This window comes from Mycobacterium sp. NGS34, from assembly GCF_059812845.1.
The window spans coordinates 1-25,776 of the sequence record NZ_JCALDM010000022.1; the positions used below are offsets into that span (position 1 = coordinate 1).

23 protein-coding genes and 2 pseudogenes are annotated in these 25,776 nt (G+C 65.2%); 12 read left to right on the plus strand and 13 right to left on the minus strand.

What is annotated here, in order from left to right; all coding sequences use genetic code 11:
* Window positions 1–15 precede the first annotated feature (15 nt).
* Window positions 16–1,266, plus strand: a complete 1,251-nt coding sequence (locus tag AC5Y7V_RS29305) for an MFS transporter (RefSeq protein WP_499883557.1) — start codon at window positions 16–18, stop codon at window positions 1,264–1,266.
* 572 nt (window positions 1,267–1,838) lie between these two features.
* Window positions 1,839–3,326: a multicopper oxidase family protein gene (locus AC5Y7V_RS29310; RefSeq protein WP_499883516.1), complete on the plus strand. Its 1,488-nt coding sequence runs from the start codon at window positions 1,839–1,841 to the stop codon at window positions 3,324–3,326.
* A 197-nt stretch (window positions 3,327–3,523) separates the two neighbouring features.
* Here AC5Y7V_RS29310 and AC5Y7V_RS29315 read toward each other — a convergent pair whose 3' ends face one another.
* The 9 genes from AC5Y7V_RS29315 to AC5Y7V_RS29355 form a co-directional block, all read right to left on the minus strand.
* Window positions 3,524–4,933, minus strand: a complete 1,410-nt coding sequence (locus AC5Y7V_RS29315; RefSeq protein WP_499883517.1) for an NADH-quinone oxidoreductase subunit N — start codon at window positions 4,931–4,933, stop codon at window positions 3,524–3,526.
* A 2-nt stretch (window positions 4,934–4,935) separates the two neighbouring features.
* On the minus strand, window positions 4,936–6,423 hold the full coding sequence (locus tag AC5Y7V_RS29320; RefSeq protein WP_499883518.1) for a complex I subunit 4 family protein: 1,488 nt from the start codon (window positions 6,421–6,423) through the stop codon (window positions 4,936–4,938).
* A gap of 2 nt (window positions 6,424–6,425) precedes the next feature.
* Window positions 6,426–8,174, minus strand: coding sequence for a proton-conducting transporter transmembrane domain-containing protein (locus AC5Y7V_RS29325; protein WP_499883519.1), 1,749 nt, complete (start codon window positions 8,172–8,174; stop codon window positions 6,426–6,428).
* Between the two features lie 11 nt (window positions 8,175–8,185).
* A complete protein-coding gene (locus AC5Y7V_RS29330) occupies window positions 8,186–8,488 on the minus strand; it encodes an NADH-quinone oxidoreductase subunit NuoK (RefSeq protein ID WP_499883520.1) in 303 nt (100 codons plus the stop codon).
* Window positions 8,485–9,045, minus strand: coding sequence for an NADH-quinone oxidoreductase subunit J (locus AC5Y7V_RS29335; RefSeq protein WP_499883521.1), 561 nt, complete (start codon window positions 9,043–9,045; stop codon window positions 8,485–8,487). The genes AC5Y7V_RS29330 and AC5Y7V_RS29335 overlap by 4 nt, the downstream gene beginning before the upstream one ends.
* Window positions 9,046–9,048: 3 nt before the next feature.
* A complete protein-coding gene (locus tag AC5Y7V_RS29340; RefSeq protein WP_499883522.1) occupies window positions 9,049–9,984 on the minus strand; it encodes a complex I subunit 1 family protein in 936 nt (311 codons plus the stop codon).
* Complete coding sequence (locus AC5Y7V_RS29345) at window positions 9,977–11,131, minus strand: hypothetical protein (RefSeq protein ID WP_499883523.1); 1,155 nt, start codon at window positions 11,129–11,131, stop codon at window positions 9,977–9,979. The genes AC5Y7V_RS29340 and AC5Y7V_RS29345 overlap by 8 nt, the downstream gene beginning before the upstream one ends.
* Window positions 11,122–11,466, minus strand: coding sequence for an NADH-quinone oxidoreductase subunit A (locus AC5Y7V_RS29350; protein ID WP_499883524.1), 345 nt, complete (start codon window positions 11,464–11,466; stop codon window positions 11,122–11,124). Before AC5Y7V_RS29350 ends, AC5Y7V_RS29345 begins: the two co-directional genes overlap by 10 nt.
* 435 nt (window positions 11,467–11,901) lie before the next feature.
* The gene (locus AC5Y7V_RS29355) at window positions 11,902–12,285 is read right to left on the minus strand and encodes an ArsR/SmtB family transcription factor (protein WP_499883525.1); all 384 of its coding nucleotides are present in this window, start codon (window positions 12,283–12,285) and stop codon (window positions 11,902–11,904) included.
* Window positions 12,286–12,419: 134 nt separating this feature from the next.
* On the opposite strand from AC5Y7V_RS29355, the gene merA reads away from it, so the two are divergent.
* Window positions 12,420–13,844: a mercury(II) reductase gene (merA, locus tag AC5Y7V_RS29360; RefSeq protein ID WP_499883558.1), complete on the plus strand. Its 1,425-nt coding sequence runs from the start codon at window positions 12,420–12,422 to the stop codon at window positions 13,842–13,844.
* A gap of 138 nt (window positions 13,845–13,982) precedes the next feature.
* Here merA and AC5Y7V_RS29365 read toward each other — a convergent pair whose 3' ends face one another.
* On the minus strand, window positions 13,983–14,162 hold the full coding sequence (locus AC5Y7V_RS29365) for a hypothetical protein (protein ID WP_499883526.1): 180 nt from the start codon (window positions 14,160–14,162) through the stop codon (window positions 13,983–13,985).
* Between the two features lie 7 nt (window positions 14,163–14,169).
* Here AC5Y7V_RS29365 and merB point away from each other — a divergent pair, with 7 nt between their 5' ends.
* The 5 genes and pseudogenes from merB (at window position 14,170) to AC5Y7V_RS29390 (ending at window position 15,985) form a co-directional block, all read left to right on the plus strand.
* Window positions 14,170–14,517, plus strand: coding sequence for an organomercurial lyase (merB, locus tag AC5Y7V_RS29370; RefSeq protein ID WP_499883527.1), 348 nt, complete (start codon window positions 14,170–14,172; stop codon window positions 14,515–14,517).
* A gap of 104 nt (window positions 14,518–14,621) precedes the next feature.
* Window positions 14,622–15,140, plus strand: a complete 519-nt coding sequence (locus tag AC5Y7V_RS29375; protein ID WP_499883528.1) for an FAD-dependent oxidoreductase — start codon at window positions 14,622–14,624, stop codon at window positions 15,138–15,140.
* Entirely contained in the window at window positions 15,089–15,679 is a 591-nt protein-coding gene (locus AC5Y7V_RS29380; RefSeq protein WP_499883529.1) for an FAD-dependent oxidoreductase, read from the plus strand. Before AC5Y7V_RS29375 ends, AC5Y7V_RS29380 begins: the two co-directional genes overlap by 52 nt.
* Window positions 15,676–15,795: pseudogene (locus AC5Y7V_RS29385) on the plus strand (hypothetical protein); the annotation flags it as partial. The gene AC5Y7V_RS29380 and the pseudogene AC5Y7V_RS29385, both read left to right, overlap by 4 nt.
* 61 nt (window positions 15,796–15,856) lie before the next feature.
* Window positions 15,857–15,985: a hypothetical protein gene (locus AC5Y7V_RS29390; protein ID WP_499883562.1), complete on the plus strand. Its 129-nt coding sequence runs from the start codon at window positions 15,857–15,859 to the stop codon at window positions 15,983–15,985.
* Between the two features lie 531 nt (window positions 15,986–16,516).
* Here AC5Y7V_RS29390 and AC5Y7V_RS29395 read toward each other — a convergent pair.
* The gene (locus AC5Y7V_RS29395; protein ID WP_499883530.1) at window positions 16,517–16,912 is read right to left on the minus strand and encodes a hypothetical protein; all 396 of its coding nucleotides are present in this window, start codon (window positions 16,910–16,912) and stop codon (window positions 16,517–16,519) included.
* 782 nt (window positions 16,913–17,694) lie between these two features.
* Here AC5Y7V_RS29395 and AC5Y7V_RS29400 point away from each other — a divergent pair.
* Window positions 17,695–18,843 (plus strand): pyridoxal-phosphate dependent enzyme, encoded by a 1,149-nt coding sequence (locus AC5Y7V_RS29400; protein ID WP_499883531.1) that lies wholly within the window; start codon window positions 17,695–17,697, stop codon window positions 18,841–18,843.
* 692 nt (window positions 18,844–19,535) lie between these two features.
* Here AC5Y7V_RS29400 and AC5Y7V_RS29405 read toward each other — a convergent pair.
* Complete coding sequence (locus AC5Y7V_RS29405) at window positions 19,536–19,694, minus strand: hypothetical protein (protein ID WP_499883532.1); 159 nt, start codon at window positions 19,692–19,694, stop codon at window positions 19,536–19,538.
* A 97-nt stretch (window positions 19,695–19,791) separates the two neighbouring features.
* Here AC5Y7V_RS29405 and AC5Y7V_RS29410 point away from each other — a divergent pair.
* The 3 genes and pseudogenes from AC5Y7V_RS29410 to AC5Y7V_RS29420 all read left to right on the plus strand — a co-directional run.
* Window positions 19,792–20,043, plus strand: a pseudogene (locus tag AC5Y7V_RS29410) (type II toxin-antitoxin system antitoxin MazE5); the annotation flags it as partial.
* The gene (locus AC5Y7V_RS29415; RefSeq protein WP_499883533.1) at window positions 20,040–20,369 is read left to right on the plus strand and encodes a type II toxin-antitoxin system PemK/MazF family toxin; all 330 of its coding nucleotides are present in this window, start codon (window positions 20,040–20,042) and stop codon (window positions 20,367–20,369) included. The pseudogene AC5Y7V_RS29410 and the gene AC5Y7V_RS29415, both read left to right, overlap by 4 nt.
* A 1,759-nt stretch (window positions 20,370–22,128) precedes the next feature.
* A complete protein-coding gene (locus tag AC5Y7V_RS29420) occupies window positions 22,129–23,997 on the plus strand; it encodes a hypothetical protein (protein ID WP_499883534.1) in 1,869 nt (622 codons plus the stop codon).
* 325 nt (window positions 23,998–24,322) lie between these two features.
* On the opposite strand, the gene AC5Y7V_RS29425 is transcribed toward AC5Y7V_RS29420, so the two are convergent.
* Complete coding sequence (locus AC5Y7V_RS29425) at window positions 24,323–25,732, minus strand: PPE family protein (RefSeq protein ID WP_499883535.1); 1,410 nt, start codon at window positions 25,730–25,732, stop codon at window positions 24,323–24,325.
* Window positions 25,733–25,776: the final 44 nt, after the last annotated feature.

Sequence of the window (25,776 nt, forward strand, 5' to 3'; positions counted from 1 at the left end):
TCAGGTGACGTGCCGATGACCCTCGTTTCTCAGTTCCGCAGCTTCGACATGCCCAGCCGAATGCTGATGATCAACCAGTTCGGCATCAACATCGGCTTTTACATGCTGATGCCGTACCTGGCGGCCTATCTCGCGGGCCCGCTCGGTTTGGCGGCATGGGCCGTCGGTTTGGTCCTGGGTGTGCGCAACTTCTCCCAGCAGGGCATGTTCGTCGTGGGTGGGACACTGGCCGATCGGCTTGGCTACAAACCCCTGATCGTGGCCGGCTGTCTGCTACGGACCGGCGGGTTCGCGTTGCTGGCGGTCGCCCACTCACTGCCTGCAGTCCTTATCGCTTCGGCGGCAACGGGTTTCGCGGGAGCGTTGTTCAATCCGGCAGTGCGCGCGTACCTCGCAGCCGAGGCCGGGGAACGCCGCGTCGAGGCGTTTGCGATGTTCAACATCTTCTACCAGGCCGGTATCCTGCTCGGCCCGTTGGTGGGACTGGCGCTGATGGTGTTCAACTTCCCCATCACCGCGGCGGGCGCGGCGGCGGTGTTCGCCGTGCTCACGGTCGCGCAGCTATTGGCGCTGCCCCAGCACCGTGCCGATCCGCCACCGGAGAAGACCTCGATACTCGACGACTGGCGCGTCGTCGTTCGTAATCGGTCCTTCCTGTTGTTCGCCGCGGCGATGATCGGGTCCTATGTGTTGACGTTTCAGGTCTACCTGGCCCTACCGCTGCAGGCCGCTGTGCTGGCACCGCACTCGCAGAGCGCGCTGGTGGCCGGGATCTTCGTGGTGTCGGGGATCGTGGCCGTCGCCGGGCAGTTGCGCATCACCCACTGGTTCGCCGCGCGTTGGCGCTCCGGGCGCAGCCTGGTCATCGGAATGGCGATACTGGCGGCGTCGTTCGTGCCGCTCGCACTTGTTCCCGACGCTCAGCGCTTTGGGATTTTTGCAGCGGTTGCCGCGCTTTTCGTGTCAGCGGCCATGCTCGCCGTTGGTGCGGCGGCGGTGTTTCCTTTCGAGATGGCCACCGTGGTGTCGCTGTCCAGGGGCCGGCTGGTGGGCACTCATTACGGGTTTTACAACACCATTGTTGGCGTAGGGATCCTGGTCGGTAACTTCGCAACCGGCTCCGTCATGGGTGCTGCACGACAGCTTGGCCACAGCGAACTCGTCTGGGGTGGCTTGGTTCTCGTCGGCATCGTTGCCGCGCTGGCTCTGCGTCGTCTGGACCGCGGCCATCACCTCGAGGTCCATGACGCGACCGCTAGAACGTGAATGTACGGCACCACCGCCTGCAGTCGCAGATTGTTTTTCGAGTGCAGTAACAACGGCGTTGTTCGCCAGATTAGGAGCCAACCAATGGCAGAGCGTGAGCAGGTAACGACAGACACCGCCGCCACGCTCACCTTGGGTTTGGGTCTATTGGGCTCTGGCCCTGACAGGCATCGCGGTCGGGATTTTCATCGTCGCCGCTGGGCTCTGGCTGCTTTTTGCACCCGCAAGCTGGTACAACGCCCGGACGAACGGTTGTGCCTCGGTGGAAGCCGACATGAAACAAATGATGGCCGAGATGAAGAACCAAATCAAAGGCATGCAGAACATGCCCGGCATGAGCCCGATGCCCAACATGCCGATGCCTTCCCGCTAGCCATCCGGAGCCGTACTCATGGTGAACAGGATGTTTCGTGTAGTGCCTCACGTAGGTGGCGATCGGTTAGCTCGTCGATGCACTGGCGGCAGGCCATACCACCGGACTACTACCGTATGGCTGGGTACTGGAAAGGAATGATTGTGATGGGCCGTTATTCTGCATCGGTGTCGCTGTGACCGAATCGCCTTTTGATCCAATGTCTTTGAACCGCCGGACGTTCGTGCTCGCTGCTATCGCCGGCGGGGTGGCATTGTCCGGTTGTGGTCGTTCGACAGACTCGGCGGAGAAGAGGATGAGCGCCGCCATCGCCGCTGCCGAAGCCGCGCGGCCCCACAGCGGACGCACCGTCACCGCTACCCTGACCGCGCAACCGGCGACCGTCGACGTGGGTGGCGTGCTTGTGCGTACCCTCGCCTACGGCGATGCGCTTCCGAGCCCCTTGGTCCGCGCCAACGTTGGGGATGAACTGGCGGTCACCGTCAAGAATCGGCTCACCGGCGCGACCTCGGTGCACTGGCACGGGATCGCCCTGCGCAACGACATGGACGGCGTGGATCCGGCCAGCCCCAACATCGCCCCAAATGGGGATTTCACCTCCCGGTTCTCGGTGCCTAACCCCGGCACTTACTGGGCCCATCCACACGTCGGCCTGCAAACCGACCACGGGCTTTATCTGCCGGTGATCATCGACGATCCCAGTGAGCCCGGCAATTATGACGCCGAATGGATCGTGGTGCTCGATGACTGGACAGATGGGATCGGCAAGGGCCCCCAACAGATCTACGACGAGCTCACGGCGCGGAAGACGTCGGCCCGCGATGGAGACCCCGGCATGGGTGAGATGCCCGGGACGACCGCCGACAATGACAGCGCGCTGCTCGGCGGGGACGCCGGTGACGTCGCCTACCCCTACTACCTAGTCAATGGGCGTGTGCCCGCAGCGCCGACCACCTTTAACGCCAAGCCCGGGCAACGGATTCGGATCCGGTTCATCAACGCAGGCGCCGACACCGCCTTCCGGGTCGCCCTGGCCGGGCACGTCATGACGGTCACCCACACCGACGGTTATCCGGTGCTACCCACCGAGGTCGACGCCCTGTTGATCGGGATGGCTGAACGCTACGACGTCATCGTCACCGCCGGCGACGGAGTCTTTCCCCTGGTCGCCATGCCAGAAGGCAAGCAGGCAGCGGGCGGGCGGGCCTTACTGTCCACCGGCGCCGGCGGCGCCCCCGAGGCCAACTTTCGGCCGCCCGAACTCAACCGTCGGATCGGCACGGTGGACATGTTCATCGCCACACCGGCCGCCACGCTGGGACCGGCTAAATCCGATGCCACCCTGGGCGTCGAACTGACCGGCTCGATGACGAAATACGACTGGGGCATCAACGGCAAGCGCTATCCCAAAACCTCGCCGTTGACCATCACACAAGGACAGCGCGCCACCCTGACGTTCACCAACTCCACGTCGATGTATCACCCCATGCATCTGCACGGCCACACCTTCCAGATGATCAAACCCGACGGCAGCCTGGGCGCACGCAAAGACACCGTCATCGTGTTGCCCAAGCAGAAACTCAGCGCCGTACTGGTCGGCGACAACCCCGGCATCTGGATGATCCACTGCCACAACGGTTACCACCAAGAAGCCGGAATGATGACGAGCCTGAACTACACCTTCTGACGGCCCGGGTGGAACAGTTCGCTGTGTGACTTTGTCAGAACATCGTTGGCTCGCGTCACTTCTGGATAAGGCGTATCAATCCAACTGAAACATTCGAGCACCTCATTCACGACGGCGCAGAACCCCGCACGGCCGGTCGAAACGCTGCCCGCCCACCGAGCGCCACGCCGACGCGCTAAGTGATGCAACGAAACCGGTTATGCAAGAAGTGGCCAGATCGCTCCGGCCGAGATGCCCAGTGCGAGACTGAGAATCGCGGCGATTACCGCGGTGCTCGAGGACCATCTGATGGGCGCGAATATCTCGCCAGTTGAGGTATCTGCGATTTCTTGGAATGACGGGATGATCCACCGCAGGTAGTAGAAGAGGCTGATGAGGCTGTTGGCGAACACCACCACTGCAAGCCAGGCCTGACCACCGTCCCAGGCCGCCACGGCCGTGGTCAGCTTCCCTACAAATACCGCGGTGGGTGGCGTGCCCACGAGCCCGAGCAGCGCGACGACGAGGGCACCAGCCAGCCAAGGCCGCGCGCGTGCCAGGCCGCTGTAGTCGGCGAGGTTGCGCCGCTCCGGCACAGCCGAGGTTACCGCGAAGGCGGCGCTGTTCGTGAGCGTGTATGCACCGAGGTAGAACAGCAGCGATGGGCCCGCGAGGTCGGTGTGGCCGATCACCGTGATCGGAACGAGCAGGAATCCGACTTGGCTCACCGTCGACCAGCCCAGCAGCCGCCTGGGGTCTTGCTGCCAGTAGGCCGCCAGGTTGCCCAGCGTCATACTCGCCACCGCAAAAACCGCAACCAGCAGCGGCCAATGGATCGTGCCAGGAAAGGTAGTGGCCAAGCGGTAGACCGCAATCAGTGCCCCGATTTTCGGCACTGTGGTCAAGAACATCGCCGCGGTTCCGTTGGCACCTTCGGCCGCGTCGGGCACCCAGAAGTGGGCGGGCACGCTGCCGGCTTCGAACATCAGGCCGGCGAGGACGCCTACGACCCCGGCCGCGACGGCCGCAGCCGGTGCCGCGCCGAGGCGTCCGGCGAGTTCGTCGTAGCGGGTGGCGCCGGTGACTCCGTAAAGCACCGAGATGCCCAGGAACAACACGATTCCGAATAATGCGCCCATCAGGTAGGCCTTCATCGCCGCTTCTGCTGCCTTCGCCGAGCGCGTCAGTCCGATCAGCCCGTAGAGCGGGATGCTGGTAAGCAGGAAGCTGGTGGCTAAGACGAGTAAGTCAGCCGCGCCCGCCATGAGCAACACGCCGGTACACGAAAACAGCAGCAGCGCATAGGTTTCGCTTTCGCGCGGTGAGCCGCGCACCTCACCGGCGGCCACGGCCAGGGTGAACAGGGCCCCGGCTGCGGCCAGTGTCCGTGCGACACCGGTGGTGGTGTCGACGACGAAACTGCCCTCGAACGCCCCTTGATTCCGACCGGTCGCTTCGACCACGGCGGCCACGACGGCCCCGATCAGCACCGTGGCGGCGACGACGCCGGTCCACCACTGACGCCGCCGCGGCAGGAAGGAGCCGCAAATCATCACCGCAAGTCCGCCGCCGAACAGCAACATCTCGGGCACCATCAACAGTGGCCGCATCCGGCCCTCGGTGTCCATGACTATCTCCCCAGCAGCGCGACGAGCCCGTGGGCGGCCGGTTCAATGACGTCGAGAAGCGGCCGCGGGAACACACCAATCGCCAGTGACAGCGCGAGAAGTATTCCCGCCGAGAATAATTCGGAAACGTGCACGTCAGCGAAGCGCCCACTGAGGCCACGCGTTTGACCGGTAAAAATGCGCTGCAGTGCGCGCAGGAAAAGGGCGGCGGCAATCAGAATGCCGGGCAGCGCCATCGCGGCCACCCAGGTTGCGGCGATGCTGCCGGCGAAGACCTGGAATTCGGCGATGAAGCCCGAAAAGCCCGGCAGTCCAAGGGAAGCGAATGCTCCGACGGCGAACAGTGCCGCGAGTCTCGGCGCCGGGCCGGCCAGCCCGCCATAGGAATCAATGTCGTAACTGTCTGCCCGGTCGTGGAATACACCAGCGACCAGAAACAGTGCGCCGGTGATCAAACCGTGACTGACCATTTGGGTCACGGCGCCGGTGACCGCCACCCCGCGGACGTCGGCGGAACTGCCACCGACCAGGCCGGCAGCCCCGACGGCCAGCACGATGTAGCCCATATGGTTGACGGAGGTATAGGCGATCATCCGTTTGAGGTTGCTCTGCGCCAAAGCAACAAGTGCCCCGTACAGCACGGATATGAGCCCGACGGCGACGACGACCCACGCCCAGTGCCGCCACGCCTGCGGCAACATGGGCATCGCGATCCGCACGAATCCATAGGCGCCCATTTTGAGCAGCACCCCGGCCAGCACCGCGGAGCCAATGGCCGGGGCGTCGGTGTGCGCGGGTGGCAGCCACGTGTGAAACGGCACCGTAGGGGTCTTGACCACCAAGCCCAGCAGAATCGCCGCCAACACCAGCCCGCCGGCTAGCGGCCGTCCCGAAAGCGGTGTGCTGCAAGCGATCTTGGTCATGTCGAACGTGTGTGGCTCGGCGGCGACGTAGAGGCCGATGAAACCGACCAGCAGTGCCAGCGAGCCCAAGAAGGTGTAGAGAAAAAACTTCAGCGCCGAGCGCCCGGCGTCGCCGTGGCCCCATCCGGCAATCACGAAATACATTGCCACGATTGACAAATCAAAGAAGACAAAGAACAAGATCAGGTCGGCCGAGACGAACAGGCCCAGGCTCACCGTCTGAAGAGCCAAAAACAGCGCCGCCCGCGGGCGGGGCCGGTCACGGCCCCGCAACTCATGCAGCGCGCACGCGACAAAAATCACCGCGGTCATCGCCACCAGGGGCAGCGACAGCCCGTCGACGCCAATGTGGTAGCTGCTGTTTAGCCCGGGGATCCATTTCGCGCGCTCCTCGAATGCCAGCGCATTCGACGGTGGGGTGCGGTAACGCGCCCACATCACTACGACCAGCGCCAAATCCGTCACAGTAACGGCGACCCAGAACCATTTGGCGAAGGCGCCGCCAACGGGCGGCACCAGCACCACCAGTGCGGCTGCCAGCGGCAGGACGACGATCAGGCTCAGCACGCTTACCTCACCGTGGCCAAGAGCAGGACAAGGGCCACCAGGATCACAATCCCGGCAAGGTAATAACGGTGCAGCAGGCCGGCTTGCGGTCTGCGTGCCAGCTCACCGAGCCGACGCATCGCCGCGGCTACCGCTTCAACAGCGCCGTCGATGCCGCGACTATCGATCTGTGCCAGCCCATGGGCAAGGCTCAAGGTTGGACTGACCACAAGCACCTGCGTGACCCGTTCCAAACCGAGCCAGGCGCGGGCCCAGCGCGGCTCCGGCACCCGCCAGCGCAGCACCGCTGCCACGACGGCGATCGCCAGCACGGCCGATCCGGCAAGTTCGGCAGCCGTCGCATGTGTGGTTGCGGAGTTGTTGAGGGCACGGCTGAGAACCGCGCCGAGCGGGGGTAGTGCCAGCACACCCAACACCGCGGCACCGCCAGCGAGGACAACAAGCGGTGCCTGCTGAAATAGGTTGGACCGCTGCATTTCATGGCCACCACCCTCGGCCGGTGTCCGCCAGATGACAACCAGGACTTTTCCGGCATAGCCCGCCGACAGGACCGCGGCCAGCAAACCAACCAGGTAGAGCCAGAGCGAATGTTCCAGGGCCGCAGCCAAAATGGTGTCCTTGGTCGCCCACAACGACAGCGGCGCCACCCCGGCCAGGGACAGCGCCCCAATAGTGGCACACCAACCGATCACCTTCTGACGGCGTGCGATTCCCCAAAGGTCATCGAGTTGTTTGGTGCCCAGCAACGACAGCCACGCCCCTGCCGCGAGAAACAACCCGGCTTTGGTCGCGGCATGCGCCACCAGCTGCGCCGCACCATTACTTATCGCACCCAGACCGGCGGCCATCACCACGAACGCCAGCTGCGCCACCGTGGAGGCAGCAAGCAATTGTTTGAGATCGCGCTGGGCCACCGCGACGGCACCAAGCAGCACAGCGGTCACCGCGCCGGCCCATGCCGCCGCCGTGGCCGCCCAACCCGTGGCCGCCAGCAGCGGCTGCACCCGCAACAGCAGGTATCCCCCCATGGCGACCATCGCCGCCGAGTGCAACAGGGCGCTGACCGGACTCGGGCCCTCCATCGCCCGTGAAATCCAGAACGAAAATGGGAGCTGCGCCGCCTTGCCCAGCGCGGCGACGAGGACCCCCGCGGCCACCACATGCCGCCAGCCCCCGGTCGTTGCGGGTAAGCCCGCCAACGTCAGTCGCGTACCGCCGGCAAGCGCGGCGCCCGCGGCGAGGTAAAGCCCCAAGTCGGCCGTGCGGGTCGTCACGAAAGCGCTCAATCCGGCCGAGACCCGAAACTGGTCGCGCCACCAGAAACCAATCAGCGCATACGAGGCGGCCCCCATCACCTCCCAGGCCAACAACAAGGCGGGCAACGTCGCCGCGGTCGCCGTCAACAGCGCCGCGGCGGCAAACAGCAACATCAACCCGTGAAACCGGCCCTGCGCCACCCGGATGTCCCCCACGGCGAACAACAGCACCAGGAACGTCACAGTTGCGATGGCCGGGACCACCGTCGCCGCCAATGCATCCGCCCGCAAGGCGAAATCTGCGCCCGCCATAAACGCCACACCCACCGCCGGTCGGGTGAACGCCACCACGATCGACAGCCCCACCACAACCGCCGACGTGCTCACCGAAATCGCCGCGGCCACCCGGCCCGCGCGCGGATACAGCAGTAGCGCGCCGCCAACGAGTGCCGGGACACCGACCAACAACCACAGCGACGGCTGAGCTATGGGCATCATCGCCTGACTCACCCTGACAGGTCCGTTGCCATGTCGGTCATGTCAGTGCCGCGGTCACGGTGCAGCAACGTGGCTATCGCGAAGCCCATCGCCATTTCCACCGTCATGGCCCCGATGACCACCAGCAACAGCACCTGCCCCGTTGGGGCAGGCATGACGAACCACCAAAAGCCCGCAGCCGCGAGGATGACCGCATTGATCATCAATTCCAGGCCCATCATCACCATCACGACGACCTGCTGTGACAGCGCACCATAGAGCCCCACACTGAACACCGCGGCCGCTACCAGCAGCACCGTCTGCAGAGTCACCGTCCGACACCTCCCGGTTGCGGATCGGCGGGCCGGCGCTTCAGGTCGTCACCGAAGCGGTCATAACGCGTTCGAGAGGCCGCCAGGACGATCGCCGACACCATGGTCGCCACCATCACCGGGCTGAATACGGCCATCACCAGCATCAGCGGGCCCATCAATGCTTTACCGAGCGCCACGGTGACATCCGGGGCCGGCGCTCCGTGGCGCGACGGCCAGTCGATCAGCAGTATCCCGGCGGCTAGCACGACGAATGTTGCCGCCGCGGCCGCAAGCGCCCAACGTTTGTCGTGCACCATGCTCATCGGCAACAGGGCCGGGTTCATCCCCATGAACATGACCATGTAGACACCCATGACGGCCATTTCCATCACCATCATCAAGATCGTGACCACCCCGATGTAGTTCTGCTGCATCAGCAGCACCGCCACTCCGACGGCCACAAACGACGCCGCAAGCGCGTAGGTGGCGCGCGCCATCGAATTGACCCAGAACACGGCAGCCCCTGCCAGCACGGCAATCACCCCGACGATCCAGAACACGATGGCCACGACCATGTATTAGCCCCTCCAAACGGCTATGGCGGACACGACAAGGTCCTGCAACACGACGGCCGGCAGCAGCACCATCCAGCCGAACTCCAGGAACTTCTCCGGGCGAAGGGCCGGCACTCGCCGACGCAGCCACACCAGCACGGTCAGTACGGCCACCGTCTTGACCAGCACCCATAGCCAGTCCGGCAGCAATGGTCCCGCCCCGCCCCCGAGGAATAACGGCACTGCGAAGGCGGCACCGGCACTAAGAACCATGTAGCGCCCGGCCTGGAAAACCAGACGGTCGACACCACTCGATTCGGTGAGCACTCCCCCGGCGATATCGGCGCCAAGTGCCGGGCTAAACGGGCCCCACACCGCAAATGCGACAACCCCCAGGCAGTAGCAGAAGAAAGCGACCGGCATCCACACCGCGAACCACAATCCGTGCTGAGCGGCGACGACGGAGCCCACGCGCAGGCTTTGCGCCGCGATCGCCGGGGCGACGAGGGCGAACATGAGCGGGAGCTCGTAGCCAAGACCATGGGCAAGAAAGCGATAGCCGCCGATGAGCGAGTGCACGGAATTGGGCCCCCACCCGGCCAGCCACACCAGCGCCCACACCGTCACATCCATGGCGTTGAACCAGACGATCCCGACATCGAGGTTGACCAACGTCCAATGTCCCAGCGGCACGACCGCGACCTTCAACAGGGCCACGACGATCAATCCGGCACCGCCGACCCGCCACAGCAGCGTGTCGGCGGCCACCGTGGCGCGGCGGCGCTGCCGCAGCAACCGAGCGCCCTCCAGCAGCGGTGTGGCCACTGCCCCAGTGGCCACACCGGTAGTTCGCGCGGCGAGCACACCGTCGATGCTCGCGGCGTAGAGACCCAGCAGGCACAGCAACACTGCACCCACCGGCGCCCAGACACCCGAGACCACCGTTGCGGCGTCAGACATGGCTGACCCGACCCACAGGCGTGATATCCACACCCAAGCTCGCGACCACCAGCCTGGCGGTGGCTACCTCCAGCCCCCGCACCAACTCCGGCAACGCACCGATTACGTTCGATGGATCTGCACGAAATACGCTGGGCGACAACGACAAACAAGCCAGCGCATTGTCGACATGCGCCAGCAGCCGATCATAGGTATCGCCGCCCAGCGGCCCCGGCAACCGACGACGCTCTGCGTCGGCGACATCGAACGGCGCCAGGTCCCGCAGTGACCAGCGCAGCAACCATGACCGGCGCAGCTTGCGCAGCAACTTTTCCAGCAGCAACTGGGCGCGGCCGACCGCAGCAGGCTCATCCAACAGCAAGTCCCTAATCTGCCGGGCCTGATCCGCCGCCGACGACCACCCCGCCAACGCCAACAGGCTAGTGACGTGGTCACACTCCCGTGCCGCCTCCAGTGGCGCAGCTCGCTTAGCCGGTGCCCCTGACGTACCACCGTCACGCTCAGCGTCAACGACCCACGCGTCGGCATCGGTGACAACGTCGCCCTGCAACGAGCATTTCAGCACCAGTCCCGACGGCCAATACGCAAGAACCGGACCAAGACAGACGTGTAGCACATCCATCTGCAGTCCATCTCGGTCCTCGGCGCCCTCGGCGAGCGGAATCCCCCCGGGCGCCATCGCCATTCTGCCGTGGTCCATGTGCTGGTGGTCACCGTGGTCCATGTCGCCGTGGTCCGAATTACCTTGAGCCTCATAGGCTTCGGATGATCGGGATCGATCGGCAGGACATCGGTTCACCGCCTGACCGCGCTGCGCCGCATCGCGTCGATGCAAACCCGTGTCGAGCAGTTCCGCGCCCCCACGCGTCAGCGCCGAATCCACCGACTGAAAATCCTGGATCTCGATGCGGACCCGCGGTCCCGGCATCTGATCCCAGATCAGATCGATGATTTCGGCGAATTCGGGTCCTGGAGCCCCGCATACCGCCAAGATATCGGCATCGGCCGGTGACAGCGCCGAACACCATCCGCGCCTGAACAGCGACCGCTCAACAGACGCGCGCAATTCGAAATGCCCCGGCACTTCCGCCAGCAGGACATGGGCGCGGCGGCAAGCATAGCTGGCGAGCAGCGCACCTACGCCCATCGCAGCGCGCCCTCTCGCCAAGCCCACACAACGGCAAGCAGTAGAGCCGCCAGAAACAAGAACATCTCGGTGATCGCACCCGCACCGTCCCGCACGACAACCACCGCCCACGGATACATGAACAGCATCTCCACGTCGAACGCCAAAAAGACCAGTGTCGCTACATACCAGCGTGCGTGATAGCGAGACAGCGCGTGCTCCTGTGGCGGCCATCCCGAGCCAAATGGCAGCGACGTCAGCGCGTCAGGTGCTACCGCGGTGAACCGGTGCATGACATAGACCACCAAAATGCCTGAAAGCGCGACCAATAGCATCGATGCCACACCGGCGTACACGGCAAGCTCCTCTCGCCACCAGCCATCGCACAATCAAAATGGCTTGCACCGACGCGCGATCACAGGACTAGCCTCATCATTATCGGGCTAACCCACCCCTACCCTGCCGGGGTGATCCTGAAACCTCGCCCTGCCACGCGCAAACTCGGTGCGATGCGCGCCTTGGCTTTGATCGCGAATCTGAACGTCGATTGATCGCGTCGTCACTAAGACCTGAGTGATGGTGATGTGATCGCGAAATTCAACGTCAGTTGCGGCAGCTAGTACCGCCACCGCCGTCTCACTGCTAGTCGTGAAGTGGTCGGTGAGCCACGTGCATGAACAGCGCGAACCCCCACCAGCGGATGCAGCCGAACCTGATCAACGGCGACGACACCCCGTCAGTCACATCGGGCGCGCTCGCCGGTGAGTGTGCCGGGTGGGTGGGGGTAACCATCACGACCTCCCCGACGGGTTGGTGGCCGGGATGCGGGGGCAGCAGTCCAGCGCGGCGGCGTTGTCGGCGGCCAGGGCGCGGGCGAGGACGATGAGCTCCGCCACGCGGGGGTCACCCACGGAGTACAGCAGGCGGCGGCCGTCTCGGCGGTCGGTGACATACCCGCAGTCGGTCAGGCACGCCAGGTGTATCGACACCCGCGGCTGGGTGACCCCTGCATGCGCCACACAGTCGGCGACGGTGCGCTCACCAGCGAGGATGTATTCCAGCAGGGTGAGCCGGGTGGGATCGGACAGGGCGCGAAAGAACCGCGCCACGGTATCGGTGTGCGGACATGCACCCGCATCCACCGTCGTGGTGGCGCGGTCTGCGACGGGAACCATGGAGAGCCTCCGAACACTTGGAGCTATTCGCTAGAACGAATATTATGCTGGAGTAGATCTATTCGGCAAGACGAATATTGATGTGGGTTGCGGCGGTGCCGACCGGACCCCTGGATCGGGAGGAGACCGAGCTCATGACAGGTGGTTGCGGCTATGACCTGGCGGTGATCGGTTCCGGCGGTGGCGCGTTTGCCGCCGCAATCGCCGCGCGTCGCAAGGGAAACAGTGTGGTGATGATCGAGCGCGGCACGGTCGGCGGCACCTGCGTGAACGTCGGCTGTGTGCCGTCGAAAGCACTGCTGGCCGCCGCCGAGGCCCGCCACGTCGCGGCCGCACAAGCGTTCCCGGGCATCACCACCGATGCCGGTCCCGTCGACATGAAGACATTGATCGCGGGCAAGGATCGCCTGGTCGAGGGCCTGCGAGCGCAGAAGTACCTCGAACTGGCCGCCGACTACGGGTGGGAGATCGTGCGCGGGAACGCCCGGTTCGTCGACGGACCAGCCCTGCAAGTCACACCGCCCGACGGCGGGTCGAGGCGCATCGAGGCGCAGCATTTCCTGGTGGCCACCGGGTCGTCGCCGTGGCTGCCGCCGGTCGACGGGCTCGCCGACGCCGGGTATCTGACCTCGACCACGGCGATGGAACTGGATCGGGTGCCCGAATCGCTGCTGGTGCTCGGCGGCGGCTACGTCGGGCTCGAGCAGGCGCAACTGTTCGCCCGCCTCGGTTCCAAGGTCACCGTCCTGGTACGCGGCGAGCGGCTCGCGAGGGCGGAGGAGCCGCAGGTCAGTGAGGTGATCGCGGATGTGTTCGCCGACGAGGGCATCACCGTCGTCACCGGCGCGCAGCTACAGCGGGTGCACCGCAGCTCGGGCGGGCAGGTCACCGCGACCACGGTCGTCGCCGGAGCCGAGCGCACCTTCTCCGCCGAGCACGTGCTGGTGGCGATGGGCCGCCACCCGGTCACCGAGGGTCTGAACCTGCCCATGGTCGGGGTGAAGCTCGGCGATCGCGGGCAGGTCGTGGTCGACAAGTACCTGCGCACCGACAATCCGCGGATCTGGGCTGCCGGGGACGTCACCGGATATCCACAGTTCGTGTACGTGGCCGCCGCGCACGGCAACCTGGTCGCCGACAACGCCCTCGCCGGCGCCGAGCGCACCCTGGACTACACGGCGCTGCCGCGGGTCACCTTCACCACCCCGGCAATCGCGTCGGTCGGGCTCACCGACGCCCAGGCGGTCGCGGCCGGGTACCGGTGCCAGTGCCGGGTCCTGACCCTCGAGTATGTGCCGCGTGCCCTGGTCAACCGTGACACCCGCGGCCTGGTCAAGATCGTCGCCGAGCACGACACCGGCCCCATCCTCGGGGTGCACATCGTCGCCGACGGCGCGGGCGACGCGATCCAGGCCGCCGTCTACGCCGTGTCCTCCGGCATGACCACCACGCAGATGGCCGGCACCTGGGCGCCGTATCTGACCATGGCAGAAGCACTGAAACTCACCGCGCAGACCTTCACCAGCGACGTGTCGAAACTGTCGTGCTGCGCCGCCTGACCCCACCCCTCGCACGGAGAGGAATACGATCGTGACCACCCCAGCCGATGAACTTTCTGCCCAGCTCGCCGCCGCGTTCACCGGCGGCGGCGCCAGCGCCCACCCCTGGCTGTGGCGGCCCCTGCTCGAACTGATCGCCTAGGGCCGGCCGGCCTCGATCGGACCGCCGCGGTCACCCGCCGCACCCAGACCGAGATCCGGGCGGCGCTGAACGCCATGCCCGACAACGAATAGGACGCCGACGGGCGGGTCGTCGGCGCGGGCCTCACCCAACGCCCGACCCCGCACCGGTTCGAAGTCGACGACCGCGTGCTCCACACCTGGTGTGTGCTGGACACTCTCATCTTCCCGACCGTCCTCGATCGGCCCGCCCGCGCCAGCTCCACCGCCATACCACCGGTGCGCCGATCCGGTTGACCGTCACCCCGGACGCGGTCACTGGCGTCGCCCCCGCCACACCGTGGTATCGGTCCTCACCCCCGACGCCCCGGCGTCGATCCGGGCCGCGTTCTGCAACCACGTCCACTTCTTCACCGACCCCGCCGCCGCGCAACCCTGGCTCCGATCCCCACCCCGAGGCGACGGTTGTGCCGGTTGCGGACGCCTACCAGCTGGACAACCCCTCACCGCCGCCATGCTCGACGACACCACACCGCCCGCGTGTAGCTGCTGACCAGCGCCATGACGGCAGTAGTCCACTCGCCGGTGAGTACTGCCTTCATCAGGGGCGACCGCATCACCGGATCCGAATCGCTTAACAGGGAAGGACTTTCGGCTATGAGCCCAAATGTGGATGTCGACGTCGTCGTGATCGGCGCAGGTCCCGGCGGTGAGGTCGCCGCGTCGCGGCTAGCGCGGGGCGGGTTGTCGGTGACGCTGATCGAGAAACAACTCATCGGCGGGGAATGCGTCTACTGGGCGTGTATCCTGTCGAAAACCCTGCTGCGGCCGGTCGAGGCCCGCGCCGAAGCCACCGACACCGCCGGTCTGTCCGAACCCTCTCTGGATTGGGCGGCGTTGTGTGACTACCGCGACTACATGATCCGCCACCTCGACGACACCGCCCAGATCACCGGCTACCAGAACCAAGGCGTCACCGTCATCAAAGCCGCCGCCCGGCTGGTCGGCCGCGACCCGTGGCAGGTCCAGGCCGCAGACCAGCTGATCACCCCCCGCCATGTCGTGCTCGCCACCGGCTCGGCCCCGGTCCGCCCACCGATCCCTGGACCGGGCACCGGGACGGTGTGGACCACCGGGAGGCCACCACCCTGCGTGAGATCCCCGACCGAGTTGTGATGATCGGCGGCAGCGCCGTCGGCGTCGAACTCGGCCAATTCCTCGCGAGCATGGGCGCCCAGGTGACCCTCGTCCAGCGCGGGTCCCGCCTGCTCGACCGCGAAGACCCCCGCGTCGGCGAACTGGCCGCCGCCCAGCTCGGCAAAGACGGTCTCGACATCCGCACCGGCACCCAGGTCACCGCCGTGCACCCCGACAATCGCGGCAGCCGGGTCGACCTCGACGACGGCAGCACCGTTGTCGCGGATGTGATCGTGCTCGGCACCGGTCGCCGCCCCCACCTCGCTGGTCTCGGCCTCGACACCGTCGGTGTCACTCCAACCCAGTGCGGGGCTGTGCCGGTGGACGAGCCTGTCGTGTCACCTCTGACGGGTTGTGGGCCCTCGGCGACGTCACCGGTGTCGCGCTGTTCACCCACGTCGCCATGTATCAGGCCCGCGTGGTCGCCGACACCATCCTCGGCACACCCCGGCGAGCGGACTACACCGGTATCCCGCGCGTGGTGTTCGCCCACCCTGAAATCGCTGCCGTCGGCATGACCACCGACACCGCCCGCACGGCGCGGATCGACGTGATCGGCGCCGAGGTCGATCTCGCCGAGGCCATCGCCCGCCCCTGGACCTACCAAACCCACCCCGTCGGCACCCTCGGCGTCCTCGCCGACCGCGACCAGCGCATCCTGGTCGGCGCGTGGGCGGTCGCCCCGCTGGCCGGGAATGGATCCACACCGCGGCTCTGGGGCCGTGCGTGCCTGCATCCCGATCGACACCCTGCTGGACACCGCGGCCCAATTCCCCACCTACACCGAGGCATACCTCGCCGCCCTCGAACGCCTCCAGCTGTGACCCGTCTGGCCGGTGTGATTCTGATCGCCAAGAAGTGTGCCATTGCCACCGCCATGGCCGCACTCAGCCCGGGCCTGTCTGAACCGCGATCACAACCACGCGCCTCGTCCCTAGCAGCCTAATGGCGGCTTGCCGTCACCATCGCGGAGAGCATCGACGGCCGGCATCATCACCCTCAGCGACAACATCAGGTCCTACTACATCCCCGGCGATGCAACTGCCACCCGCAGCCTCTACCAGCCCATCAGCACGCCAGACGCCGCGGATCGAGCCCGTTTCGGTAACGCGTCTGGAAGACTTCGTAGCCCATTGCCGGACAACAGCTCCCACCCAGCTGTCAGGTTCCCGCAGCGGGAACGACGACTCCGGGACGCGCTAAATTCGATGCCGTTGATGCCATGGCTTGCAGCAAGCACGGGTACGGATGACGCCCTGGAATAGCCGTACCGGGCGGGCGGGCAATTTGTCACACGATGCTCAAAGCCTCGTTGGGATCGAATACGCAGGGGCGGGCACGCTGATCAGCAACCCCTAACGCGCGCCATGACCAAAGGTCCAGGAAGTGACGTCTGCCAACCGTACGCGAAGCTGGTCATGCCGGTAGACTTCGCCGCTACTCCGGCGGCAGGTAACCCCAGACAAGTGCATGTAGTCGTGCGACCCACCCCCATTTGGGCAATTTGGGCAGGTGCCATCAACCGGGTTCTGGTGGTGGTGGTCGACGCCGACCGTTTGAAGGTAGCCGAGAAGTTTCTGGTCGAAATACCAGCAGGGCTCGATGCTACCCATCACAGTCCCCCATGGGAGGTACAGTGTCACGTCGACATCGACCCCCGGTCTCGACGGGTTGGTCTCGACTGCGTTGATGATCAGATGAAGTGCGCGGTCGGTCGTCTCGGATGCGCCCAGTGCCTTGGCTGCGGTCACGCTTTCTCCCTTGGATTTGCGGGGTCCCTCTCCCGCCGTAACCGGACCGTCGCTCGTACCTACAAGTTGGCACCGACGACGGCGATCTAGCAAGTTTCTACTCTAATCCCCAATGACGACTCCGGGCCGGCCGAGATGAGAGTAAACACCTGCCTTCTACCCCTTTGTCTGTTCATCGAGCACCCCTGCAGGCATGTGATCCAGCCAAGCGTCCTGTTGCACGCTGAGTCACGAACGTCGTCAGAGCGGTCGACCAAAGTGATTGAAGGCGTAGGTCACTCGAATCCCCCGGCCGCCTCCCTGCGCACTGGGCGGCCCCCATACCTAATCGGCAACGACCACACGGCGTTGACCGAGCTGCCCACGAACAGGATGCGATAGTCGCCGACGCACGCGGGCGCGGTCGCTGCGGGTTCGGACCACCCCGCGCCACCTTCCCGAGAATGGGTGCAAGCGTCTCCAGGCGATGCTAGCCGGTGCTGTGTTCTTGCGATTGCTGCTAGCGTCGACCCAGTTGGTCTCGTAGGTGCAAACATCCAGAAGTGTGTTTGGATCGTCGCACTGCAGGCAGCATCCCGCAAAATGCCTTACAGCTACTTGGCGGCACGCCGCGTGGCGGTACTGATCGCCAATGGGTAAAGGTTGTTCACCATGGATCAAGACTGCGGTCTACTTCTCCCATGACTGAGCGGTATCTCGGATTCCTCCAATGCCCCCGGTGCGGCATTCAAACACCAGAACCCGAGGCACCTTTCGGATGTCGCCAATGTGCCCACTCCGGCGTGGGCGTCAACCTCGCTCCTGCCTACACGCTGACACCGGGCCCGTTGCCATGGAAGTCGTCCGAACCGGGCGTCTTCGGCTTTCGAGAGTTGCTGCCGTTGACACCCGACACCGTCCCGATCAGCCTCGGAGAAGGTGCGACACCGGTGGTTCCTTTGCACCGTTTGGGGCCTCAACTGGGCCTGCCCCGACTCATGCTCAAAGACGAAACCCGCAATCCGACGTGGTCGTACAAGGACCGGCTTGCGGCAGTCGCAGTGACCAAGGCGGCAGCCTCGGGCGCCTCCACCGTCATCGTCTCCTCGACCGGCAACCACGGCGCCGCCGTCGCCGCATACGCGGCCGCAGCGGGTCTACGCTGCGTGGTCCTCACCGTGTCGTCCGTGCCGCGCGAGATGAAGATTCTGATGCAGGCCTACGGGGCATCAGTTGTTGCTTACGAAAAGGGCCCAGACCGCTGGTCGGTGATGAGGGCAGCGGTCGACGAATTCGGCTGGACTCCAATATCTGGGCCCATGAGCCCTCCCGTCGGCTCCAATCCGTTTGGCATTGAGGGCTATAAGACGATCGCCTACGAGCTGTGGCGGCAACTCGGCGAAACACCCGATGCCATCGTGGTCCCAACCGCGTACGGTGATGGCCTCGCCGGCATCCGCCGAGGGTTCGCCGACCTCATTGCGCTGGGTCTTACCAACCGCATGCCGAGGTTGGTCGCCGTCGACCCGTTCGGCGCCTACGCACGCGGGCTGCAGCCTGGGGCGGAAGAGCTACCGCCGATTCTCAAGAAGCCCTCGATGGCATTCTCCGTCGCTGCCACCGTGCCCACCTACCAGGGACTGGACGCCGTCCGGGCCACCAACGGGACTGCGGTCGCCGAGCCCTCCGATGATGCGATCGCCCGGATGCAACTCGAATTAGCTTCGGCGGAGGGCCTTTACGCAGAAGGTGCGTCCGTTTTGACCGTCCTCGCCGCTAAACAACTTGCCGAGCGACGATGGCTCGACCGCGATGAGAACGTTGTGCTGTTGTCGACGTCAACCGGCTTGAAAGATCCCAACTCGACCGCAACACACCTGCCCGACCTACCGGTTCTCGAACCCACGCTCACCGCGTTAGCGGCTGCGCTCCCCGCGGGAATGAGACAATGACTCGGCCAGCCGACCTGCCGAGCAATACAGTGGCCCCGAATCCTTTGTAACGCTGCAAACGGCCGCTACGAGAGTCGTTTGACGTTGACCCCAAACTCATGTCGCGCACCGGGAAACTGGCCACCCCCATTGTCGTGGGGTCAGTGTCATGGGTCGACCCAGATCCTGTGTGCGCGATTGCATTGCAATCCGGGACACCTTCGAATTCACCACGCGATCGATCATGTCGCAAATCCCACCGCCACTTAGAGGCCTGGTTGCCCTACACGCGTGGGACCTAAGTCCCTACCCCATGGGGGTATCGGCACGCAACATTGGGAGTTGCGAGGACAACATGACCAAGAACGGAGACTCTGATGAAATCTCAAACAAAAACGACGATCGCGCTGTTCGGCGGAGCAGCAGCGCTGCTCTTAGCAGTCGGATTCGGCCGCGGCGAATTGGCAAGCAGCACGACCACACCGATTGCGACCCCTACCTCCACCGTGACGCCAGCGCCCGCCACAGCCGGTCCCGGTCAGTCCACCAGGGACTTTGAGGCTCCCGGTGGTAGCGACGGAGCGGGAGCACCCACCGGCATAATCGTGTCGCCGCACCCTACGCCGCGCACACACCGAACGCCCTGACCGCGCACGGTTGTTCGGGTAGTCGTATACGACCGTCGCCATAATGGCGACAACATGCTTAGCTGATCAGCGGCGGTCGTGGTTGAGCCAGCGCCAACGGATGTTTGTTGCCCTCGATGTCGATGTCGATGTGGATGTCGATGCGCCAGCGCTTCGGTCCAGCATGGTGCGCGCATTGGCGCCGCCAGTGAAGGCGTGCTGACCGGTGACTTCATCGTCCGCCACGATATCGAACTCTACCGGTGACCCATGTACGCGTTCGCCGTGCGCGGCGTCACCGGATTGATGCGCCCCAGAAGCCCACACGAGAGTTTGCCAGGCGTGGCATAATAGTGGCATGAACCGCATACGCCTGAGCACTACTGTCGACGCCGCGCTTTTGCGCAGTGCACGCGACGTGCAGGCAGGAATGACTGACGCAGCTCTCATCGATGAGGCTCTCAGCGCATTACTTGCTCGTCATCGATCGGCTGAGGTGGATGCGAGCTACGCGGCCTACGACAAGCACCCGGTTGATGAGCCCGACGAGTGGGGCGACCTAGCGTCGTGGCGGCGGGCGGCTGCAGACTCGTGAGCGCACTTCCGGCACGCGGAGAGATCTGGTGGTGTGAGATGGCCGAGATCGGCCGACGTCCAGTCGTTGTGCTGTCGCGCGATGCGGCGATCCCTCGGCTTCGACGCGCACTCGTCGCGCCCTGCACCACGACCATCCGGGGACTGGCCAGCGAAGTTGTTCTTGAACCCGGTTCCGACCCGATCCCGCGCCGTTCCGCGGTGAATTTGGACTCAGTCGAAAGTGTCTGGGTCGGGGTGTTGGTCAATCGGCTTGGCCGCCTCGCCGACATCCGGATGCGCGCCATTTGCGCGGCTCTCGAGGTCGCGGTCGACTGCTCGAGATGACACATCAGCAAACCAGCGAGAATCCGAGCCGGATTCTGACGAGCGCTTTCGAAGGGCTCCCCGCCTCAACGAGCGAGACGGCTCGTGGCCAAGCAATACGCAGAGGCCCGAATACGCCCGGAATCGATTATGCGGCTTTACCGGTAATCGGACTGGCCGGAGACCCGTGCCAACCACGTGGGCGCGCATCATGGGATCTGCGCGGAGCTTGCGCCACCGCAGCCGCCACTGCCGCAAAGGTGCCCGGCCGGCGGCGACAAGAAGAAGAACCAAGGTTTTCATCTGATGAATCAATTTGCTCTGGTTGGTTTTCGGAGTGGATAGTGGGCGCTGCCGGCGACGGTAAACGGTATCGATCAGCGGTACGCGTCGCTGCGTTTGGCGACGACGAACAGGTTATGACTCCTGCAGCATCGTCGATGCTGTAAACGGTACGGATGCATCACACGCTGGAGCCCCGGAATGGCTCACCGCTATCTACTTGGTTTCACCATGTCTGTTGCGGCCCGGCGGCGGCAGCATCGCAGCGAAGAACACAACACTACAAGTCCAACGCGCTGAACTCGAGATGACACAGCATGTGTCGAATCCGCTCGCGATCGGCACCCGCAAAATCCCGGGATATCGTGTAGCACCGTCCATGCGATCGCCCGTGGGGTCGCTCGTCGAGCAGGAGCAGCGGCTACGCGCCGAGTACGGGGCCGACGTGATCGTCAACTGTGCTGGCCTGGGTGCCCGCAAGTCGGCCGATGATTCGGCCATCGGTCCGCATCGGGGCGCCCTGCTTCGGATAGTCAATGATGGCACTTCCCCGTCATGGGTGACTGCCGCCCACGTGATCGGAAGCAGTGCAAACGCTGACACCCAGAACATGATCGTTAACGTGCCGCGTGGAGTCGACCGACTCCTCCTGGGGTGGGGTTGCGGCCATTTCGCCCCGGTGGTGTGCGGTTGGAAACCCAGCCCGGCACCCGGATCGTGACAACTATGGCCATGGCGACGCGGGGTCACTTTGTCTTGGGGTTGCGCGCAACGAGGTTGCCGACTTGGGCTCTGATGTGCTCGCCAAGGCGTTGCAATGGTAGTCAGAGGGCGCAGTGCTCCTCAAGAACGGACTCCATCGACGGTCGGAAGCAAGGCTCGCCGATGGAGTTCAGGATGGTTGAGCGCGCCGGCCTCATTGGTTAGTGGTGTGCCCGCGGGGCGAAGCCATCGAATCCATCGAAAGACAGCCAACGGCCAGACAACCCACAGGGAACCATGGTGTGCGCGAAGCTGTTTCAGCACAGAAAACTCGGGTACAAGTCCGGCTTAGGTTGTCGGGAATGCCATCGAAGGGGCACAACGTCTGTCAGGGCGCTTCGAAGGAAGGCAAACGTAGCAAATGGCCATGCCTAAGCGGGAGAATCACCCCTAACAGGCGTTAGCTGGCACCCAGCAAAGGAAAGTCCCGTGGCACGTATCAAGCAAGTGCGGACCCGCTACATTGAGCATCATGCGCGACGGGCGATAGCCCACCGGCTTGGTTGTGCCGTCCCCCGAGCGGTCTTCAGCGTCACACGCGACAACCCTGTAGCGGGGATGGTGATCGTGCTTGTCAACTCCGGAGCCAACACACGCGCCACAAAGAGACATCGGCGATGCGTTGGATACCGCGTGGAGCCGACTCACTATGACCCGTTCGCGGCGGGGCCCTACGGAATGCAACTGCGGGTTGGGCCCGTTACGACGGCCGCCCAGGAAACGTAGGGAGTTACATGTGACTGTTGGACAGGCGGCCGCGGCTCAATCGCCGGCATCGGCGACGACGATCACGGTTCACACCATGGGTGTGCATTACCGTTGGCAGATTCCTGATGTCGTGCGCCGGCAGCTGCGGCTCGCTCACAGTCTGCGCGAGGATCTGGTCAGCCTGCAGCTGGCCTACGACGAAGACATTAAGCAGATTTGGTCATCGTATCCGGGGGTGGCTAGCGCCGAGGCGCAGGTGGCGGCAGCAGCAGAAGACGCGGCTGCCGCCAGTGCGGGGGTGAAAGCAGCCCGGGTCGCCGCGCGCGGCAAACACGTGGATCCGGCGATCACGCAACAGCTGCGCGAGACGCGCGCCAGGCTCAAAGCCGCTCGCCAGGCCCGGCGTGACGCCATCGCCGAGGTCAGAGATGCAGCCGCACAGCGGCGCCGTGATCGGGCCGGCCGGCTCGCCGCCGATCAGAAAGCCCTCTACCGCCGCTACTGCCAGCAGGGAGACCTCTACTGGGCGAGCTTCAACACCCTGCTTGACCAGCACAAGACCGCGGCGCGGCGCGTTCAGCAACAGCGCGCCGAAGGTCGGCCAGCGACGCTGCGCCACCGCCGCTTCGACGGCACCGGCACTATCGCGGTGCAACTGCAGCGACAGGCTGGCCTGCCGCCGCGTAGTCCAGCTGTGCTGGCCGATCCTGATGGCCGCTACCGCAATGTGCTGCACGTGCCGTGGATCGACCCAGACCAGTGGGCGGCCATGTCGCGCGCCGAGCAACGCCGCGCTGGGCGCGTCACCGTTCGGATGCGCTGCGGATCCGTTGAGGGCCAAGCGCAATGGGTCGACCTGCCTGTACAGGCGCACCGGTGGCTGCCCCCCGACGTCGATATCATTGGCGCCAAACTGACACTCACCAGAGTCGGGGCCGACCTGCGGGCACGGCTGTCCATCACCGCGCGCCTCCCGAGCGAGACGGTCGCCGAGCGCCATGAGCGGCCCACTGTGGCAATACATTTGGGCTGGCGCGCCACCGAGGTCGGCACCGTGGTCGCGCATTGGCGCGCCAACCAGCCACTTGTGATCCCACGCAAGCTCGCCCACGTGATCGTGCCTATCGCCGACGCACTGTCGGGCCATGTCGTCGCACCGAGGTCGATCGCGGCGCGGCTGCAGCGCCACGCCGAGACAGCGTCGGTACGTGATTTGGCATTGGACGGTATTCGAGCCAAGGTCAGCGACTGGCTGCGCGAGCACGGTCCGCGCCCGCATCCCACCCGCCAGGGCGAGCAGATCACCGCCGCCGATGTGGCGCAGTGGCGCTCACCGGCCCGGTTCGCCGCACTGGCCCGGGCCTGGCGAGACAGCGGCATCGAGGTCGCCGGCCCGTTAGAGTCCTGGCGGCGCGCTGACCGGTTGCTCTGGCAGCAGCAAGGCCACGGCCGTTCGCGGGCGCTGGGCTACCGCGACGACCTGTGGCGTCAAGTCGCCCACACCCTGGTCACCCAATGTGGCCAAATCGTCGTCGATGACACCAACATGTCCACCCTGATCCGAGGCGCCCTCGAGTGCAGCGAGCTACCCACCGACCGGCAGCGCGAAATCGACCGCCGCCGCGACCACGCCGCCCCCGGTACGCTGCGGCAAACCATCGTCGCCGCTGCAACGCGTAACGGGGTGCTGGTGACCGTGGTGCCGGCCGCCGGATTGAGCCGCATCCACGCCGGCTGCGGCCACGAAAACCGCGTCGACAGCCAATCCCAGCAGCGACTAATCACCTGCAGCGGGTGCGGGCGCACCTACGACCAGGACCTCTCGGCGACCGTTCTCATGCTTGCGCGAGCACTAAACTCCCAGCCCAACACCCCGGCACCGGTCGATCGATCATGACCGGTGCCGATGCGCGTTTTCGTCTGCAGCCCGACACAGCAAGACCTATAATTCAACATGAGTGCTCGCACACAGCGCCGAACCCGCAGGCCAAGTCCGCCTTGGCACGCCCAGCGATCCGGGTCAAAAGGATCGATCACGTCAAGATCGACGGATACCTGTGCCAGTCGTCTGACACGCCCAGCGATCCGGGCCAAAAGGATCGACGGCAACATGGCTCTGTCCGGCCTGGCCTGACACGCCCAGCGATCCGAGCTAAAGGACAGGCTGGGCCGCTGACCGCTGATTGGGGCCGCGGCGTTCACTCACTGCGCCGGATGAGCGCTTATGACTGTGGCAGCGTGAGTTTAAGCTTGCCGTTTTTCACGTGTACGGCGTGGGTGCCCGGTTTTTTCCGCAATTCGGCGAGCAGGCCGTCGAGGTTGTCGGGATCGGTGTGCCAGTGCTGCACGCTGTCCGGATTCTCCACCATCTGGGCCACGACGCGCTGCAAGTTCTCGGGGGACTCGCTGTCTTTGAGACTTGTGCCGCCGTTAGCCGAGGCATCGCGCCGCTGAACGCCGATACCGGATACGGCACGGGGAACGGCCGCGCCGAGCACGCCTCCGGCCATACCCGCCACGGCCATCCCGCTGTAAAAACTGCCCTGGCTTACCGCGGCTGCCCCAATGGCACCCTCCGAGGTGCCCGACAACACCGCAGCGACCGTCCGGATCGCGGGGGTGGCCACGGCCCAACTTGGCGGAACCGCCAGCCCGCCCACCAACCCGGCCTGGCCGACACCCGCCGACACCGCTGACCCGGCCCCGGCCAAGCCCGCCGATCCCAGCGCAGGCGCTGACCCCAGCCCCGCCGCCACAGAGGACACCGCACCTGCGCCACCTGCAACGGACGCAATGTCGTTCAGGTGCTGCGTCGCGATGTTCAGACCCGAGATCAGACTGACGAAAGTGTCGTTTGCCACCAGGATCTGTTTGCCGAAAAGCTCGTAATACCCCAGGACTTGGGTCAACGGGTCCGTCGGGCTGGTGATGTTGCTAAGTGCAGTAAGCAACGACGACGGAGGATCGGCTGGAGCGGTTGGTACTGCGAGGCTTTGCAGCGCGCTCGGTGTCGCCGATGTCAGCTGCGACAACGCCGACTGGGTGTTCGCCCCGGCCGAGGTACCGACGACCCGGGTAACCGCAGCGGCTTGACCCGCAGTGCCAGCCGGGTTGGTGTTTTGCGAGGGCGCATCAAACGGCGTCACCGCGGCGGCAGCCGCGGATTGGCCGGCGTAGCCATACATCGCGGCGGAATCCTGAGCCCACATCGCGGCGTATCGGGCTTCGTTGGCCGCGATCGCCGCAGCGTTCTGACCGAGAATGTTGGCAGAAATCAGCGCCGCCAACTCAGCGCGATTCGCCTCGATCACCGGCGGGGGCACCGTGGCCGCAAACGCGGCCTCGTAGGCGGCTGCCGCCGCCCGGGCCTGGTTGGCGGTCAGCTCGGCTTGCGCCCCGGTGGCGGTCAGCCACGCCACATACGGCGCGGCCGCAGCCCTCATACTCGCCGATGACGGGCCCAGCCACGCCGCGGTCAGCCCCGAAACCACCGAGGAATACGAGGCTCCGGTCGAGCGCAGTTCGGCGGCCAGCCCATCCCATGCCGCGCTAGCGGCCAGCATCGATCCCGCCCCTGGACCAGTATACATGCGAGCGGAGTTGATCTCGGGAGGCAAGGCGCCGTAATCCATTGCTAGACTCCTCAATTGGCGGCGATCGTGTTGGCGGTTTTGGT